Below are 17,720 nucleotides of genomic sequence, written 5' to 3' on the forward strand. Positions count from 1 at the left end.
AAAAAATCGAGGTGGCTATTTCTGAGACTTTTCGATGATCTCTTCCACAACGGCTGGATCCAGCAAGGTGCTGATGTCGCCGAGATTACTGATATCGCCTTCCGCGATTTTTCTTAAAATGCGTCGCATGATTTTACCTGATCTTGTTTTAGGTAATCCGCTTACAAAAAGAATTTTATCGGGTTTAGCAATTGCACCAATTACACGGGTTACGGTTTGTAAGATGTCTTTACGGGTAAGATCTGCATCATTGTGGATATTAGGGAAAATGACGAAAGCATAAATACCTTGTCCTTTTACCTCATGCGGGAAGCCGACTACTGCACTCTCCACTACACCTGCGTGCATATTGATCGCGTTTTCAACTTCTGCAGTACCGATACGGTGACCGGATACATTGATCACATCATCTACTCTGCCTGTAATTCTATAATAGCCATCTTCATCTCTTAAGCAGCCATCACCAGTAAAGTAAAGGTTTTCATAAGTAGAGAAGTAGGTCAGTTTGCAGCGCTCATGATCACCATAAGTGGTTCTGAGCATTCCTGGCCATGGAAATTTAATACAAAGGTTACCATTCACGCCATTTCCCTCAATTTCTTTTCCGTTCTCATCCACCAGGATCGGTTGAATACCCGGTAATGGTAAGGTAGCGAAACTAGGTTTTGTTGGGGTTACGAAGGCAATAGGAGAGATCATGATGCCACCGGTTTCTGTTTGCCACCAGGTATCTACAATCGGGCATTCTCCTTTTCCAATGTTTTCATCAAACCAATGCCATGCTTCTTCATTGATCGGTTCTCCTACGGAGCCCAATACGCGAAGAGAGCTCATGTCGATGCCGTTTAAAGGCTCTAGTCCGAAGCTCATTAAAGAACGGATCGCCGTTGGCGCAGTATATAAGATGTTTACTTTATGTTTTTCTACCACCTGCCACATTCTGGAAGCATCCGGATAAGTAGGGATACCTTCAAACATCAGGGTAGTTGCACCTTGAGAAAGCGGGCCATACACGATGTAAGAGTGACCGGTGATCCAGCCAATGTCAGCAGTACAAAAGAATACTTCGTCTTTCTGATAGTTAAATACGTTAGAGAAAGTATAGCCTGCATAGACCATATAACCGCCAATGGTATGAACAACCCCTTTTGGTTTACCGGTAGAACCTGAAGTATATAAGATGAACAACAGGTCTTCTGCATCCATTTCTTCTGCCGGACAGTTGGTATCTACCAGTTTAATTTCATCTTCCCACCAGATGTCGCGGCCTTTCAGCATGGATACTGGTGTTCTGGTATGGGTTAAAACGATGACACGTTCTACGGTTGGGCATCCGATCAGGGCATCATCAATCACTTCTTTCAATTGAATCTGCTTGTTTCCTCTGAATGCACCATCAGCAGTAATCACCACTTTACATTCTGCATCATTGATCCTGTCGGCAATAGATTTGGCAGAAAATCCACCAAAAACTACAGAGTGTACTGCACCAATGCGGGCGCAGGCCAATACGGCAACTGCAAGTTCCGGTACCATTGGCATGTAAATACAGACACGGTCGCCTTTTTTAACGCCATTCTTCTTCAGCACGTTTGCGAAACGGCAAACTTGCTCATGCAGTATTTTATAACTTAGGGTAATGCTGTCTTTTGTTGGGTCGTTAGGCTCCCAGATAATGGCCGGTTTATCTCCATTTTCTGCCAGATGACGGTCGAGACAGTTTTCTGTGATGTTTAATTTAGCGCCCTCGAACCATTTGATGTTTGGTTCTGAGAAGTTCCAGGATAGTACTTTATCCCATTTCTTTCTCCACAAGAAATTATCAGCGATCCCTGCCCAGAATTGTTCAGGTTGGTCCACGCTCAACTTATAAGTTTCTTGATACTCTTCAATCGAATTAATTTGCATGATTTGGTTTATGTCAACAACTAAAACTCAAATATAACTTTATTCAGTTCTTGTCAAAATTTTAATATGATGTTTTAGCCTTGTTTTTTATATGATTTTTGTAAGAAAGGCGGAATATTGATGCTTTTATTGTAATTTATTAGGTATAAAAGGAAAATTTTTATGCTCGACATGTTCTCTTTGCATAATTCGTTCCGCCTGCTTTACAATATCCGGTTGAGCTACAGCTAAATTATTGTTTTCCTGTGGGTCATTGGTCAGGTCATAGAGTTGAATCTGGGCATTTGGGTTTTTGATGACTCCTTCTTTTATAGCTTTCCATTTTCCGATTCGTACCGCCTGGCGACCACCATCTTCATGAAATTCCCAATAAAGAAAAGAATGCTGGGCCTGTTTTCCCTTTTTTAATAAGGTAGGCAGTATAGAAATGCCATCGGTATTGGGAGGTGCCGGTTGTCCGGTGATTGCGGAAAATGTAGGAAAGAAGTCCCAGAAGGCACCAATATGGTCTGACACTTGTCCGCTTTTAATTTTCCCAAGCCAGGAAATGATCATAGGTTCCCTGATGCCACCCTCGGTCAGCTGTCTTTTGATTCCTTTAAATCCAGCACTGCTGTTAAAAAACTCCGGTTCATTGCCGCCTTCGCGGTGAGGGCCATTATCACTCGTAAAGACTACCAAAGTGTTTTTATCCAAACCCAAAGTTTTTAGTTTCGCCAGTACTGCACCAACATAGTTGTCCAGGCGACTCACCATTGCCGCATATGCGGCATGAGGATAGGCTTGTGGCTGGTATCCAAGGCCATTCCAATCTTTTTTAACTCCTTTGGGCTGTTCATTGAATTTTTTCTTATAGTATTCAAATGAGGCATCGCCATCCGGTAACTGGAGTGCGGCATGCGGCAGCGTGTAGGACAAGTACATAAAGAAAGGTTTGGATTGATTGGCTTCCATGAAGGATAAGGCACGCTGCTGGATCATTTCCGGCGCATAATCATTCTGCTGGCTGTTTGTATTGTTGAGCTCCACGCGTTTTTCATTGTCCCAAAGGTGATCCGGGAAAAAGTTGTGCGATTGACGCTGACAGTTGTAGCCATAAAATTGATCTATTCCCTGTTTTACAGGATCACCTTCTGAACCCGGAAATCCCATTCCCCATTTACCAAAACAACCGGTGATATAGCCTGCTTTTTTGAACATTTCCGGCATGGTGAAAGTAGCGTCTGGCAATGGCAGCTGACCTTCCGGTTTAATTTCATAGTTTCCTCTGATCGGGCTGTGTCCGGTATGAAGACCAGTCATCAAGGAGGCTCTGGAAGGGGCACAGACCGATGTCCCTGCGTAAAATTGGGTAAAGCGAATGCCATTGGCAGCGAGACGGTCGATGTTTGGCGTTTCAATCAGCTGCTGTCCATACACACCTAAATCTCCATAACCCATATCATCCGCCAGTATAAATATCACATTTGGCTTTTGCTGAGCTGCTGCAAATAGGGCAAAGGTGCTGATTAGCACCGTGAAAATTGATCTTTTCATATTCTTGCTTTCTTTAAAAGGGAGCAGCATTGATGCTGCTCCCGGTAGATTAATAACCTGGATTCTGTTTCAAGGCTGGGTCTGCTAATATTTCTTTTAATGGTATGGCGTATAAATACATCTTGGGTGCTGCAAAACTCAGCTGATCTACTGTAATTGGGGTATAGGTAAAGGTATTTCCTTGTTTTACAATCTTCATTCCTCTTACCGCGGAATTTCCTACCTGTTCCGCAATTTTCCAGCGTCGGATGTCCCAGAAGCGCTGCTCTTCAAAAGCCATTTCAATCCTTCTTTCATTTTGAATCGCCTTGCGCATTTCTGTCTGACTCAGGTCTGTTCTAAAGCCATGAGCATAACCGGTTGCTGTACCCAGCGGTATTCCTGCACGGTTTCTGATCAGTTTTAACTGTGTTAAAGCTTCCGCCTGATTTCCTGTTTCATTGATGGCTTCCGCATAGTTGAGCAGAATTTCTGCATACCTGAAAATAGGGAAATTATGTGTTTGATCCTGATAGGCAGTTGCGGTGCCAAAAAGTCCAAGGAATTTGCGCATGTAATAACCGCTGCGGGTTTGCAGGCGCATTCCTCCGGGCCTGTCTAAACCTCCCTCAAATGTTTCCACCGCTCTGTTCAGCCAGCTGGCGCCGTTAAAGAAAACGGTTAAGCCTAACCTTGGATCTCTGTTGGCATAGGGGTTTTGGGGGTCATAGGGCAGTGTAGGAGTGGTGGCATCAATCGCCCTGCCATCACTCATAGGAAAAGCGTCTACCAGATTTTGGGAGGGATTTACATATCCATTGCTGGCATTAGGTTCGGCAAAGCCGATAGGTGCATTTGCCGTTTCCAATGTTCTGTTTTGTCCTTTTTGATAAGCCAGAATGACTTCCGAATTTTTCCTGTTCAGAAATGCGCTGGTAAAAGCAGGGGTTAGGCTGTAGACATTTAAATTGATCAGGTCTTTGGCTGCATTTGCTGCCGCAAGCCATTTATTCTGATCATTAGCAGGGTTGTTTAGCGGACTGGCCGCATACAATAGAACTCTCGATTTTAAAGCATAGGCGGCTCCTCTGGTAATGCTGCCAAGAAAAGTATCCAATACCGGCTCTGTTCTCAGCAAAGGCTTAATGGCCTCGCATTCACTTAGGATATACTGCAGACACTCGTCGAAAGTGTTTCTAGGGATATTGCTCAGGTTATCATGTAAACCAAATACCTGATCTCCGAGCAGTGGTACGCCACCATATCTTTTGAGCAGTTCAAAATAATTCATGGCCCTGATGAAGCGGGCCTCTGCTTTCCAAAACTTGAGGGACACAGCATCATAGGGTACCACGTCAATCTTAGATAGAAATATATTTACTTTTCTAATGGAGATATAACTGGTTGCCCAGCGGTCGTCTGGATTTGTTCCGGCAGTGATTCCTGATTTTGCCAGCAGCTCTATCGGGCTTCCATATCTGGAAGCCAGGGCATCATCAGTAGCCGCATCCAGTACCACATTGTCTATCCGGTTAAATCCATCCGGCAAATAAGTATACAGGTCATTTCGCACCCATTGGGCATAGGTGCCGTTCTTGTCAAACTGATCGTAGATGATATCTGGGTTCACCAATTCATTCGGTACCTCTTCATATTTCTTGCAGGAAGAGATCAGTATTCCTATATATAACAGGATTATAATTTTCGCTTTCATAATTTTTTTTAGTTGATAACTCCTAAAATTTAACTGTTAAACCACCGTTAATCATTCTTTGTAAAGGGTAATCCAGACTTAATCCTTCAGGATCAAAGCGCTTAATTTTTGAGAAAGTAAGCAGGTTGGCTCCATTGACGAACAAGCGTACCTGTTTCACTTTGATTTTTTGCAGGAAACTAGTCTGCAGTTTATAGGCGATTTCTGCATTTTTTAACCTTAAAAAGTTTGCTTTTTGAATCCAATAAGAAGAGCTGACGTTATTGTTGACGTTGGGTCCTACAGATAAGCGAGGATAGGCAGCGGTATTGGCCGTTTCTGGGCTCCAGCGCTCGAGGTGCTGCTCAAAAGCATTACCTGTTCCATTATTCTGAAAAGCCCATTCTCCTAGACCCGTGACCATCAGGTTTCTGTTCGTAATGCCCTGGAATAAGACAGACAACTCGAAATTCTTATAGTCAAAGCCGAGGCTAAATCCATAGTAAACTAATGGTTTGTTGCCCCCAATCGCGGTTACGTCGTATTGATTGATGACACCGTCATTGTTCAGGTCTTTATATTTAATGTCACCTGGCTGAGATTTATAACCTTCTACAACTGGGCCTTCACCAGCAGTTTGCACATAGCCATCGGCTATATATCCGTAAAGCTGTTCCATTGGCTGTCCTTTTTTTGCCATCCAGCTATAAGGCATTGCAGGTTCATCGTTTTCAAGGACTTTGCTGCGGTTTACAGAAATGTTACCACTGATATGATAGCCAAAGTCACCGGTTTTATCCTTCCATCCGGCAGTAAATTCCAGACCTGATAACCTGGTTTTGCCAAGGTTTTCTAAAGGGTAAGCGATGCCTAAAAGCGAAGATGCTTGTCCGCGGATTTGTAATACATCCGAATAAGTATTGCTGAAATAATCGGCTTGTACATAAGCTCTATTATCTGCAAAGCCCATATCTAAACCGGCATCAAATTTCGTAGATTTTGAAGCGGCAACTGAAGTTGGCAAGCCAGCTTCCTGGGTTCCCTGTACTGCCGAAGGGCCTGTACCGAAGTAATAAGCACTCCCAGTATTGATATAAGAATATAGATACGCATAGTATAATGGGTCGATCATCCCCACTTTCCCGTAAGTGGTCCTCAGTTTTAAGGTATTCAGAAATCCATCTTTGCTAAAGAAATCTTCTTTGTTCATGTTCCAGCTCAGGCCAGCGGCAGGATAAAAATCGTATTGTTTTCCCTTTTTGTACCAGTTGTTTCCGCTGTAAGCAGCTGTGGCTTCCAATATATATTTATCTTTAATGCTGTAATTTGCAGAGACTCTTCCGGTATTGAAATTTTGAGGCAATTGACTATTGCTTCTATAAGTCTGCAGGTTATAAGCCAGGACCACATCCAGTTTATTGCCATCTGCTTCATGACCATAGCCAGCCGAACCTTCTGCGAAGAATTGCTGATTTCTATTGGTGACCGAAGAAGTATTTACCTGGGAGGTTTGTGTCCCATATCTCTGGTAGCTAGGCTGACCGGTAACTGGGTCAATCAGCAGTTGAAAAGTCTGAAAGTTTTTACTGCGGTCGATCAGCTGTAATGATTTTGCATAGAATGAAATGTTCGCTTTGATCCACAATCCCTTCCAAACATCATCCATCTGCCGGGTTAGGGCAAGGTCGCCAAAGCCATCTGATGTAGAGTTTCTGGTATATCCTCTATAGACAGACTGACCATAGATGTTATTACTGAATAATGCATTTCCACCCAAAGATCCATCTGGATTTAGCAGGGGATATGCACTTGATGGGGTGTTCAATAAACTGTTGTAAATTACATTACCTGTTGATCCGGGTGAGTTTTGATCCGCAATGCTTGAATAGAGATTAATGCTTCCTTTCAGACGCTGTGTCAGCTGCATTTCCAGGTTTGTTCTGAATACAAAACGCTCATAATCTGTATTGGTATTGTAGGTGTTCTGAGGAAGGGACTTTAATAAGCCCTCTTGCTTTAAATAATCCAGAGAGATAAAATAATTGACGTTTTTATCTGCGCCTTCCGAATTTAGGTTGTACCTGCTAAATGGCGCGTTTTTTTTAAAAATCTGGTCTTTCCAGTTTACGTTGGGATACAGAAAAGGATCGGAACCATTTTTATAGGCTGCAATTGCTTCGGGACTATAAATTGGCTGACGGCCATCATTTCTGAGTGCTTCATTGTAAAGTGTGGCATAGTCACCTGCTGAAAGTGCTTTTCGCTCCTTCAGACTGCTGCTCAGTCCAGTTTGTGCGGTCGCTTCAAAAGAATAACCCGCTGCTTTTTCTCCTTTTTTTGTGGTGATGAGTAAGACACCATTAGCCCCTCTGTTGCCATAAACTGCAGTAGATAATGCGTCTTTTAGCAGGGTTACCGAGGCGATTTGTTCTGGATTGATTCCGCTAAGGTCTCTGGGAATTCCGTCTATGACGATCAAAGGTACCCGACCTCTAAGCAGCACAGTTGGGGCATCCAGTCCGGGCTGTCCGGTAATTTGCAAGGTGTATAATCCAGCCAGTCTACCCGATAAAGTATGGTAAATAGAGGAGGCTGGGTTGGAAGTGAAGGCTCTTCCACCTTCCAGTACACCGATTGCGCTGACTTGTCTGAGTTGGATACTGTCGGTCTTCTCTTGTGCTTTTCCTCCGGCGACGGAGAAAATAACGATGCCTGTTTGCAGCATTAACAATCGCTGATGGCGTCGAATGGTATGATATAAATATGAGATCATGAGTTGCGGTTTAAGATTGATTGATAAATTCCATATCCTGCTGGATTACCATCCTGGATTTTGCTTTACTTCTCTGTTGATGCTGATTTCGGCAGTTGGAATAGGGAATAAGTAACTGTTTACTTTGAAGTACCGGGCGGTTCTTACGTTGATTTCCGCATAGGTATAAGTGTTACCGGTTTTGGTAATCCTCATTCCTTTTAGGAATTTACCATCATATTCTGCCCCCAGTTTCCATCTTCTTAAATCGAAGTAGCGCTGCTCCTCAAAAGCCAGTTCAATAAACCTTTCGTTTTGAATGAGCAGTCTGGCATTACCCTGTGTCATTGAAGCTGGGATACCATATCTGGAATCGGCTCCAGCATCTATTCCTGCACGTTTTCGCATGGCGATTAGTTGATTCAATGCGGTGTTTGTCTGTCCGCTTTCATTGGCTGCTTCTGCATAATTTAGCAGAATCTCCGCATAACGAATTAATGGTTGACAGCGTTGTGTATTGGCGGTACTGTTTCCATAAACCAGCTCATCGCACATTTTGCGGCAGTAATATCCGGTATTGGTAGCTGTATTTGCTGTTGCGGCCTGGATTCCATCCTGAGCGGCACCAACATAGGTGTATACAGGTGCCATGGCATTTAAGCGGCCATCAAAATACATTGCCCCATTGTAGATTACGGTATAATCTAGTCTTGGATCTCTGTTGGCATAAGGATTTGCGGCATCAAAACCTGATCCTGCTTCTCCTTTGAGTTTGCCGTTTTTCATTGGAAAGGCGTCTACCAATTGCTGAGAAGGGTAGATTAGAAAACTTCCTCCTCGGGTAGGTGGCAACCAGTTGCCTTCAAACAGTTTATTGTTGCCCAGCATTCTTTGAAAAATTGCCTCCGGATTGACTCTATCCAGGAACATTTTATAGAAACCATTTCCTGGTCTGGTGGTATTGTCTTCTACCAGTTGGTATTGATTCAGATCCATCACTTCCTTACTCGCATCCATTGCTTTCTGCCATCTGCTCGCATCTGCATTTGGATAGGCAGTTAATGGAATTACAGCCGCGTCTGTGGCGAGACTCCCTCCATTAAATAATGGGCTGGCAGCAGAAAGTAGCACTCTTGCTTTTAAGGCCAATGCGGCTCCCTTGGTTACCCTTCCATAATCCAGTCCCTGATTGGTTAAAGGCAATTGTGCGGCAACAGCATCCAGTTCAGCAACCACATAATTTACGCAGGCCTCATAGCTTGCCCTCGGATCAGTATTGGGGGCAGCCAGTCCTTTCACTTCATCTCCAACCAGTTGTACGCCTCCATAAAATTTCAGCAGAAAATGATAAAAATAGGCCCTCAAAAACCTGGCTTCTAATTTCGATTTTGCTTTCAAATTTGCTGATAAGGGGGCGTTATCGGCATTTTTAAGGTAGATGTTTGCCATTCTTATCCCAGTATATAAAAATGTCCAATCGTCATTGTTAGCCTTAGTAAAAGCAGTTCCAAAGCTACCCTGAAACATTTGAATGGGTACATTCTGACCACCTGGCCAGCGCGATTCCGCTTCATCTGTTGCGGCAGCAAAAGGTGCTCCCAGACTGTTCACTTCTACGGGATCCGATTGAAAAGCTACGCGGCTGTAAATTCCCAGCAGAAAAGCGGAGGTCCTTGCGCTATCTGCAAATACAGTCGTTTCATCCAGATCATTAGTGGATTGGCTATCCAGGAAACTGTTTGCTTTTTTACATCCTGTTGAAAGCCCAATAAACAAGGCAATACCTATTGTAAGTGTATAATATATCTTTTTCATAATTTGTCCTATTTAAGCGTTACCGATAATCCGATGTTTATTAACCTGGTAGTTGGGTATACATATCCATATACATCACTGGCCACTTCAGGGTCAAACTGATAGCGCTTGTAGAAATCGGAAATGGTAAAAAGGTTGTAACCATTGGCATAAATACGGACTGCATTTAGGCCTAATTTATCTGCAAATCCTTTTGGCACCCGGTACCCAATCTCGGCAGAGCGCAGACGCAGGAAATTGGTACTCGTTGCCCAGAAAGTGGAAAGGTTGCCTGATGGGTTCATATAAGTTCCGGCGAAAGTGGTGGTCAATGCCGGGAAAGTAGCGGTATTTGCAGTTTCCTGGGTCCACCTGTCTTTGTGGAATTCCTGCAGCTGAGTTTTGAAAGGAACAGCGGAATCAAAACCGGTATAAGATTCGCCATTTAAATTAGATTGGAATAACATAGATAGGCTAAAACCTTTATAATCGAATCCGATAGTGGTACCGATCACGGTGTTTGGTACGTTGGGATTACCTACGTAAGCCATATCCTCTTTATTGATGATGCCATTGCCATCTAAATCCTGATATTTTAACCAGCCTGCTTTGATGGTTCCTGGAGGTCTGGCCACTGCAGGGTTATCTACCTCTTCCTGACTATAGAACTGCCCGGTCCAGATGTATTTTTTGGCAAGCCCTACAGAAAGACCTGTTCCCCTTTGCCATGGCTTGGAAGGATCCACTTCGGGCTCATCCATAAATACGATCTTGTTCTTTGCATAGCTGAAATTTGTTTTGATGCTATAGCCCAGACTGCCGATTCTTGATTTATGGGTCAGCTCTATTTCAAAACCTTTATTAGAAACGGCACCAAGATTTACAGGCGGTAAGGTTTCCTTAGGTACGCCATACGCTGCAGGAACGGTTTGTCTGTTGATCAGGATTTTATCCCTGAAGTTGTCAAAGTAATCAAAACTACCACTCAGTTTACCGCCAAACATGGAGAAGTCCAGACCTATATTGGCTTTGCGTTCTGTAGCCCAGGTCACGTCGTTATTTCCAAGTTTACCTTCAAAGATGGTCGGGAAAGCATTGGCTGTTTCTCCAAGGTTATAGCCAGATCCGTTACTGTAAAAACTTTCATAACCATATTGGTAACCAGCAATATCATCACTTCCCGTATAGCCATAAGAACCTCTGAATTTAAACATCTCCATAAATGGAATCGCATGCTCCATAAAAGATTCCTTGGACAGGTTCCATCCTGCAGATACTGCAGGAAACCAGGTATACCGCTTTTGAGAGGTGAAATTGGAGGAGCCATTGTAGGCACCACTTACTTCAAACAGGTATTTTTCTTTAAAATTATAGGTTCCTCTAAAGGTATATCCCAGAAAGTTATTAGGTGGTTTTGCTGCCACAATTTTACTGGAACGGTTATACAGGAGGAGCCCGGCAACATCGTGGTCTCCAAAAGTCCGCTGGTAGGTTAGAATCCCCTGGTAGGTAATGATTTTAGCCGGTAGATCTGCACCTGCTCCAGTATAACTAAGGCTTAACGGAGCTACACGATATACGTTAATGTCTTTTGGGGTGTAACTACCATCTGTGGGATTATAATAAAAGGAAGGGATTGCGCCTCTGCTGAGTGTACGTGTAGCAGCATTATTATTTGAATAGGCGAATAGTCCTTTTAACGAAAGCCCTTTTGTGATGGCGTCTAATTTCTGAACTGCAGAAAAGTTAGCACTCAGGAAGTTGTTGAAATTTCTGTTGTAGCCACTTAATGCAACGATGGCTGCCACACTATTCATTCCATCTCTAGGCGAAAAAACTGCTGGATTAGCAAAGCCAAAACTGCCGTCAGGATTGTAAACCGGATAGGCGTAAGCATTTACATATTCATATTGGGTCATCTGGAAGCCCAGGTTTCCAACATCCGGCGCATTTTTCTCACTGAAAGTACCGTTTAGATCCAAGCTTAATTTTAGGGAAGGCGTGGCATCGATGTCTAAATTAGATCTGAATTTATAGCGTTTAAAATAATAGTTCGTATTGATTGGTGATTTGTCTGGCACCGGCATTGCACCTTTATATTCCAACTTATTGAATAAACCATCTTGAAATAAATAGCCTATGGAAGTGAAATATTTCACTTTTTCAGTACCACCAGAAATGTCTACATTATGGTCTGTTTGAATGGCGGACTTGCCGAAGACTTTGTCGTACCAATTGATGTCCGGATGTCCGTAAGGATCTGTACCGGATTGAAAAAGTTCCAGGTCTTGGGGGGTAAACTGAGGTTTCTCATTGTCATTTGCCAGGGCCTCATTACGGAGCAGTGCCGCATCATAGGAACCAAGCGCTTTAAAAGGAGAAATGGCAAGGTTCAATCCGACTTCCGACCTTACATTGATGACTGGTTTGCCAAGTTTGCCTCTTCTTGTGGTCACGAGGATGACTCCATTCGCTCCTTTAATCCCATAAATAGAGGTGGAAGCGGCATCTTTAAGAATGGAAACATTTTCAATTTCATTTTGGTCAATCATTGCAAACTGACTCAATTCATATTCGATGTTGTCCACCAGAATCAATGGAGCGGTAGAGAAACCGGAAAGCGTACTGACACCCCTTACGTAGATCTGAGCGGCATCATTACCCGGTTGGCCGGTTCTCTGCAAGGTCGTTAAGCCGGTCACTTTACCAGTGAGCATGTTCTGTAAACTTGCGCCTGGTGTACTATTGATTTCTTCCCGGGTTACCTGGGCCACAGAAGACGTAACGGTCGCTTTCTTTTGTTTACCATAGCCTACAATGACCACATCGCCACCTAATTCCATGGCAGCAGGAACCATTTTGATGAGCACATTATTAGTCGCTTTTACTTCCTGGGTATTATACCCAACATAGCTGATCACCAGGATATCATCGTTTAATAAGCCTTTAATGGCAAACTTTCCCTGACTATCAGTAATGGCGACTTGTCCGCTGCGCTTTACTTTTACAGTTGCGCCAGGAATGCCTTGTCCGGTTTCATCCAGTACTTTTCCGGCAGCATCATTCATCAGGATCATCTCTAAAGGGGAGGGGAGCTCCACTTTAGAGATTTTGACGGTAATGGTTTTATTTTTAATGGAATAGGTTAATGGCTGATTGATGAATACCTTTTGTAAGGTTTCTTCTAAGGAGAGCCTATCTACGTTAATATTTACCGGGTTGGCTTTTTTTATGGTACTGGAGATATAAACCAAATCATATCCACTTTGCTTTCCAATCGCCTTTAATACCCGTTCCAGTGAAGCATTTGTTCTGGATAAAGTGATTTTATTTTGAGCATAGGTGGATGCACTGACTTGCATCAATACCGTAAGACTCAATAACAGGGTTAATTTCATGGTTAGTAGTATCTTATCCTTGACATAGGATGCCCTATACGAGTTAAAATCGTAAAATTTCATACATTTGGTTTGTTTAGGTTTGAGACAAACGCCGGCACATGAGTATGCACCGGCAATTCATCAATTTTGATTTTCTAGCTTATTTTTGAATGGGGCCTGAACACAATAGGCCAGGAGCGCTCCAACGCTTCTGGTCCTTATCCAGTCCAACGATTCGAAGTGTAAAGTTTACTTCATAACGGTGATCCTCCTTCCTTCTACTTTAAATCGAACCTGTTCCAGGGATTCCAGTGTATTTAGGATTTCTGAAAGGCTTCTTGATTTTGAAGCGATTCCTCCGATTTCCACATTTTCTATTTCACCTTGATAAACAACGGTTATATTGTATACCCTTTCCATGTTTCTCATGATGGTTTTTAGGTCTCCATCAAGAGATATATAGCCATCTTTCCAGGCTAATGCCTCTTGGAGGTCGACCTTTTTAACGTTTAATTCTCCATTTTCTAAAACGGATTGCTCACCGGGTATCAGTGTTTTGTATTGGCTTGCAGCGGATTGTTTTTTGTTTCCTGACTCCATATTGACGAGTACGCTTCCTTCTGCAAGGGTGGTTTTTACTGCGGGCTCATTCTGGTAGGCATTGATGTTAAAATGTGTTCCTAAAACTTCTACTACCTGCCCTCTGCTGATGACTTTAAAAGACATCCCCTGGTGTTTTGCCACTTCGAAATAGGCTTCACCACTGAGGATAACTGTTCTTTCTTTGCCCATAAACTGTGGTGCATATTTTATAATGGACATCGCGTTTAGCCATACTTTAGTCCCATCAGGTAGGTTGACCTGATATTTACTCCCAGCGGGTGTGGAGATACTATTGTAATCGGATTGATTTTCTTTTTGATTTTTTGAAGGATTGGTTAATTGTCCTCCCTCAATGTCGTAGATCAACTGCCCATCAGAAGTTTTGGTAATTTTTATACCGGATTGCTCAGCGATTTTACCGTTAGCAGCATCGGTGAGGCTGATTTTTTTACCATTGGCCAGCGTGAGCACAGCTTTATTTTCCGGTGCATTGATGGTGTAGTCCTCGTGTGCTCCATATTGGAATGGCTTTTCAGGATTCGAATCCTGCTGCATGAATAGATAGACGGATAAACTGATCAGGACAATTGCTGCGGCGGCATATCGATAAATTGTGCTCAGCCGGTAGTGTTTAACCGGTTTTGGAAGGGCTTTATCTTTTATTTTATCTAATAATTCCGGGTCAGGCAGGTCGTAGCTGAGTGCTTCAGTCAGCTTTTTCTCATACCTGGAAAGCAATGCCGAATAGGCATCATCGTCTAGCCCGACCAGGTATTCATTGAATGCCTGGTATTCTGCTGTGGAAGCAATTCCTTTGGAGAACTGATCTAAAATGTTTTCTATTTCCTGCTTTTCCATGTCTTCGATTACTTGTAAGACGGAGCCGATTGAAAAAAGTACACCTGCTTTTCTGAAGAATTATTGAAATAAAAATTCTAACTGGAAAACACGCTGAAGAGATTAAGAAAGGATAAAAATGAACCAACACAATAATGGCCAGCCGGTTTTATGACGCAGCTCCTTTTTAATGATGTTGATGGCTTCATAAAGCTGTTTTTTTACAGCGGATGAAGAAATATGGAGTGCCTCAGCGATTTCATCTATAGACATCTCCTCCTCCATGCGCATGTCAAAAATCCTGCGTCTTTGCGGAGATAAGCCCTGTAGTGCCCCCTTTGCAATTTTATAATATTCGTCATAAACCAATTGATCATGGACGGAGGCGAGCTCCTTGCTGACCGCATTTCCTACCTTGTTGATCAGGCGTAACTGTGAATCCTGACGCCCCCGTTGGTCCAGCAGTTGATTTTTCGCCATTTTAAAAAGATAGGATTCAAAAGAGCGCAGTCCGATGATCTTTTCTTTTCGCATCCATACTTTAAGGAATACGTCCTGAATGACTTCTTCTGTATCCTCCTTATTCTGATTGGCAAATGGATAAATAAAACGGTAAAGTTTTGGTACATAGGTGTTATATAGAGCAGCAAATGCTTCCCAGTCCCCTGAAGCTACCTTCTCTAATAATTCCTGATTTTCAATATTCGTTTGCAACCCCCTAATGTTAACAATAATATTACGTTCTATAAAACTTGCTCAAGTTACATTTTATTCAGACTCAGATGTTATTTTTTTGGCATATCCATCAATTTATTTAGCAGGATTGCTGCTGTTAAATCAGCGCATAATTTACGTATATATTATCGCTGCCGTTAAACTTTAAGGGGGGATGAGTTGTCTATGGATAGATAGCTAATCACAAACTATGAGCAAGCAGTTATACGATCAGATTTCAGGGACGTTAAGAAGAGCGGAACTGGCGAACCAGCATTACCAGACGGAATCCTTAAAATGGAACCTTGATCCGAATAAGTCCGCGCATCAGGAAATGAGAGCAGCATTAAAAGAAATCTACGAAGTCTGGATTCCACTCAGGATTGTATCGATCATGAAAGCGATAGCGCTTCCAAGGTTAAATCAATTAATCTTACATGAAGTACTGCATCCGGAACTTCATACTTTTCAACCGGCTTATGGTGTAACCCCAACTTTATACCATTTGGAAGAATATAAACCGATATGGTTACAGCAATTGGGAGCTCAGGAAAAGCCGGAACTGATACATTATATCAACGATTTGCGGAGATATGTCTTACAATTTGAAAACCTGCTGGGCGATTTAGAAGAATCTGTCACTTCATAATCCGCATAAATGTTGTATATTGCACCCCGAGAGCATCCAGGGTAGGGATCTGGGCAGCAGTCCGTAACACGCTGTAAATAAATTCAAAATATTTTAGATACCTACTTGATGATTACAAATATTTTATTGATATTTGCACACTCTTAAAAAAATTAAGAAAACATAATTAACACTATATTTAAAGGCATGTCTAGAGTTTGTGATTTAACCGGAAAAATGGCAATGACAGGTTTTAATGTTTCTCACTCAAACGTTAAAACTAAGCGTAAGTTTTATCCCAACTTACAACTTCAGAAATTTTATATTCCTGATGAGGATCGTTGGATAACACTGAAAGTTTCTACTTCAGCTATCAAAACCATTAATAAAATTGGTATTACTGAGGCGATCAATCGCTTCATGAAAAAAGGATATTTGTAAATAACATTGGTTGATGTGAATCGACCTTAAGATTAATAAAATGGCAAAAAAAGGTAACAGAGTACAAGTTATTCTAGAGTGTACGGAGCATAAAACTAGTGGCATGCCTGGTATGTCTAGATATATCTCTACTAAAAACCGTAAAAACACTACTGAGAGATTAGAATTGAAAAAATTCAATCCAGTTTTGAAAAAGGTAACTGTACATAAAGAAATTAAGTAATACATTTAGTATTTAACTAAATACAATCTATTTAGATCATGGCAAAAAAGGTAGTTGCAACCCTTAAAACGGGAAAAGGTAAAGAATATTCGAAAGTTATTACGATGACTAAATCACCTAGAACAGGTGCATATTCTTTCAAAGAAGTTATTGTTCACAACGATCACGTTCAAGATGCTATTGCATCCAAAAAATAATTTTAATATTTAATTATATTAAAGCCGTCCCTTTTAAATGGGAGGGCTTTTTTTGTTTAATTAGACATTGTATGGGTTTATTCGATTTTTTCAAGAAAAAGGAAACTGCTCCCGAAGCGCAGGAAGCTCTAGACAAGGGTTTAGAGAAAACTAAAGAGGGCTTTTTGAGTAAAATCACGAAGGCCGTTGCGGGTAAGTCGACAGTAGATGATGATGTACTCGATAGTCTTGAGGAGGTTTTAGTGACTTCCGATGTTGGTGTAACTACCACCCTGAAAATTATTGACCGTATACAAGCTCGTGTAGCTAAAGACAAGTATTTATCCACCTCAGAACTGCAGCGTTTGCTGCGCGATGAGATACAATTGATGCTTTCTGAAAACAACAGCAATGACTTCCGTAAGTTTGAATATGGACAGCACAAGCCTTATGTGATTATGGTAGTGGGTGTAAATGGGGTAGGTAAAACCACCACCATTGGTAAACTTGCCCATAAACTGAAAGCTGAAGGGTTGAGCGTAGTTTTAGGTGCAGCCGATACTTTCAGGGCAGCAGCAGTAGAACAGATCAAACTTTGGGGAGAACGCGTTGGCGTAAGGGTAGTCGCACAGGCAATGGGTTCAGACCCTGCTTCTGTGGCTTTCGACACTTTGCAATCTGCAGTCGCCAATGGCGAAGATGTAGTGATCATTGATACTGCCGGACGTTTACACAATAAAATTGGCCTGATGAATGAATTGGGTAAAATTAAACATGTGATGGAAAAGGTAATCCCTTCGGCTCCACACGAAATATTATTGGTGTTGGATGGTTCAACTGGGCAAAATGCCTTTGAACAATGTAAACAGTTTACCGAGGCTACCGACGTAAATGCATTGGCCATTACCAAACTGGATGGTACCGCTAAAGGTGGTGTCGTGATCGGAATTTCTGATCAGTTTAAAATCCCAGTAAAATATATAGGCGTTGGCGAAAGCGTAAACGACCTGCAATTATTTGACAAAAAAGCATTTGTAGACAGCTTGTTTAACTAGT

13 protein-coding genes are annotated in these 17,720 nt (G+C 42.2%); 5 read left to right on the plus strand and 8 right to left on the minus strand.

Annotation, left to right across the window (positions count from 1 at the left end; translation table 11 throughout):
• Positions 1–15: 15 nt before the first annotated feature.
• From acs to AQ505_RS03885, 8 genes are all read right to left on the minus strand, one after another.
• Entirely contained in the window at positions 16–1,908 is a 1,893-nt protein-coding gene (gene acs, locus AQ505_RS03850) for an acetate--CoA ligase (RefSeq protein ID WP_062546957.1), read from the minus strand.
• A 126-nt stretch (positions 1,909–2,034) separates the two neighbouring features.
• Complete coding sequence (locus AQ505_RS03855) at positions 2,035–3,444, minus strand: arylsulfatase (protein WP_062550874.1); 1,410 nt, start codon at positions 3,442–3,444, stop codon at positions 2,035–2,037.
• 49 nt (positions 3,445–3,493) lie between these two features.
• On the minus strand, positions 3,494–5,137 hold the full coding sequence (locus tag AQ505_RS03860) for a RagB/SusD family nutrient uptake outer membrane protein (protein WP_062546958.1): 1,644 nt from the start codon (positions 5,135–5,137) through the stop codon (positions 3,494–3,496).
• 22 nt (positions 5,138–5,159) lie between these two features.
• Positions 5,160–7,889 carry a SusC/RagA family TonB-linked outer membrane protein gene (locus AQ505_RS03865; RefSeq protein WP_082461403.1) on the minus strand — a complete coding sequence of 910 codons (2,730 nt, stop codon included), beginning with the start codon at positions 7,887–7,889 and terminating at the stop codon, positions 5,160–5,162.
• A gap of 45 nt (positions 7,890–7,934) precedes the next feature.
• The gene (locus AQ505_RS03870; protein WP_062546960.1) at positions 7,935–9,683 is read right to left on the minus strand and encodes a RagB/SusD family nutrient uptake outer membrane protein; all 1,749 of its coding nucleotides are present in this window, start codon (positions 9,681–9,683) and stop codon (positions 7,935–7,937) included.
• 8 nt (positions 9,684–9,691) lie between these two features.
• The gene (locus tag AQ505_RS03875) at positions 9,692–13,123 is read right to left on the minus strand and encodes a TonB-dependent receptor (RefSeq protein WP_062546961.1); all 3,432 of its coding nucleotides are present in this window, start codon (positions 13,121–13,123) and stop codon (positions 9,692–9,694) included.
• Between the two features lie 168 nt (positions 13,124–13,291).
• A complete protein-coding gene (locus AQ505_RS03880; RefSeq protein WP_062546962.1) occupies positions 13,292–14,503 on the minus strand; it encodes a FecR family protein in 1,212 nt (403 codons plus the stop codon).
• Between the two features lie 102 nt (positions 14,504–14,605).
• Entirely contained in the window at positions 14,606–15,196 is a 591-nt protein-coding gene (locus tag AQ505_RS03885; protein WP_062546963.1) for an RNA polymerase sigma factor, read from the minus strand.
• Positions 15,197–15,407: 211 nt separating this feature from the next.
• Between AQ505_RS03885 and AQ505_RS03890 the strand changes: the two genes are divergently transcribed.
• The 5 genes from AQ505_RS03890 to ftsY all read left to right on the plus strand — a co-directional run bounded on the left by AQ505_RS03890 (position 15,408) and on the right by ftsY (position 17,719).
• Positions 15,408–15,845: a hypothetical protein gene (locus AQ505_RS03890; protein ID WP_062546964.1), complete on the plus strand. Its 438-nt coding sequence runs from the start codon at positions 15,408–15,410 to the stop codon at positions 15,843–15,845.
• Between the two features lie 186 nt (positions 15,846–16,031).
• On the plus strand, positions 16,032–16,265 hold the full coding sequence (rpmB, locus tag AQ505_RS03895) for a 50S ribosomal protein L28 (RefSeq protein ID WP_039866682.1): 234 nt from the start codon (positions 16,032–16,034) through the stop codon (positions 16,263–16,265).
• 40 nt (positions 16,266–16,305) lie between these two features.
• Positions 16,306–16,488 carry a 50S ribosomal protein L33 gene (rpmG, locus tag AQ505_RS03900; RefSeq protein ID WP_008242799.1) on the plus strand — a complete coding sequence of 61 codons (183 nt, stop codon included), beginning with the start codon at positions 16,306–16,308 and terminating at the stop codon, positions 16,486–16,488.
• A gap of 38 nt (positions 16,489–16,526) precedes the next feature.
• Positions 16,527–16,685: a DUF4295 domain-containing protein gene (locus AQ505_RS25945; RefSeq protein WP_082461406.1), complete on the plus strand. Its 159-nt coding sequence runs from the start codon at positions 16,527–16,529 to the stop codon at positions 16,683–16,685.
• Positions 16,686–16,756: 71 nt separating this feature from the next.
• The gene (ftsY, locus tag AQ505_RS03905) at positions 16,757–17,719 is read left to right on the plus strand and encodes a signal recognition particle-docking protein FtsY (RefSeq protein WP_062546965.1); all 963 of its coding nucleotides are present in this window, start codon (positions 16,757–16,759) and stop codon (positions 17,717–17,719) included.
• Position 17,720 lies beyond the last annotated feature (1 nt).

This window comes from Pedobacter sp. PACM 27299, assembly GCF_001412655.1.
GTDB lineage: Bacteria > Bacteroidota > Bacteroidia > Sphingobacteriales > Sphingobacteriaceae > Pedobacter.

Coding starts and splice junctions, on each gene's coding strand:
- acs (WP_062546957.1), bottom strand. CDS start 1,908: ATGCAAATTAATTCGATTGAAGAGTATCAAGAAACTTATAAGTTGAGC.
- AQ505_RS03855 (WP_062550874.1), bottom strand. CDS start 3,444: ATGAAAAGATCAATTTTCACGGTGCTAATCAGCACCTTTGCCCTATTT.
- AQ505_RS03860 (WP_062546958.1), bottom strand. CDS start 5,137: ATGAAAGCGAAAATTATAATCCTGTTATATATAGGAATACTGATCTCT.
- AQ505_RS03865 (WP_082461403.1), bottom strand. CDS start 7,889: ATGATCTCATATTTATATCATACCATTCGACGCCATCAGCGATTGTTA.
- AQ505_RS03870 (WP_062546960.1), bottom strand. CDS start 9,683: ATGAAAAAGATATATTATACACTTACAATAGGTATTGCCTTGTTTATT.
- AQ505_RS03875 (WP_062546961.1), bottom strand. CDS start 13,123: ATGAAATTTTACGATTTTAACTCGTATAGGGCATCCTATGTCAAGGAT.
- AQ505_RS03880 (WP_062546962.1), bottom strand. CDS start 14,503: ATGGAAAAGCAGGAAATAGAAAACATTTTAGATCAGTTCTCCAAAGGA.
- AQ505_RS03890 (WP_062546964.1), top strand. CDS start 15,408: ATGAGCAAGCAGTTATACGATCAGATTTCAGGGACGTTAAGAAGAGCG.
- rpmB (WP_039866682.1), top strand. CDS start 16,032: ATGTCTAGAGTTTGTGATTTAACCGGAAAAATGGCAATGACAGGTTTT.
- rpmG (WP_008242799.1), top strand. CDS start 16,306: ATGGCAAAAAAAGGTAACAGAGTACAAGTTATTCTAGAGTGTACGGAG.
- AQ505_RS25945 (WP_082461406.1), top strand. CDS start 16,527: ATGGCAAAAAAGGTAGTTGCAACCCTTAAAACGGGAAAAGGTAAAGAA.
- ftsY (WP_062546965.1), top strand. CDS start 16,757: ATGGGTTTATTCGATTTTTTCAAGAAAAAGGAAACTGCTCCCGAAGCG.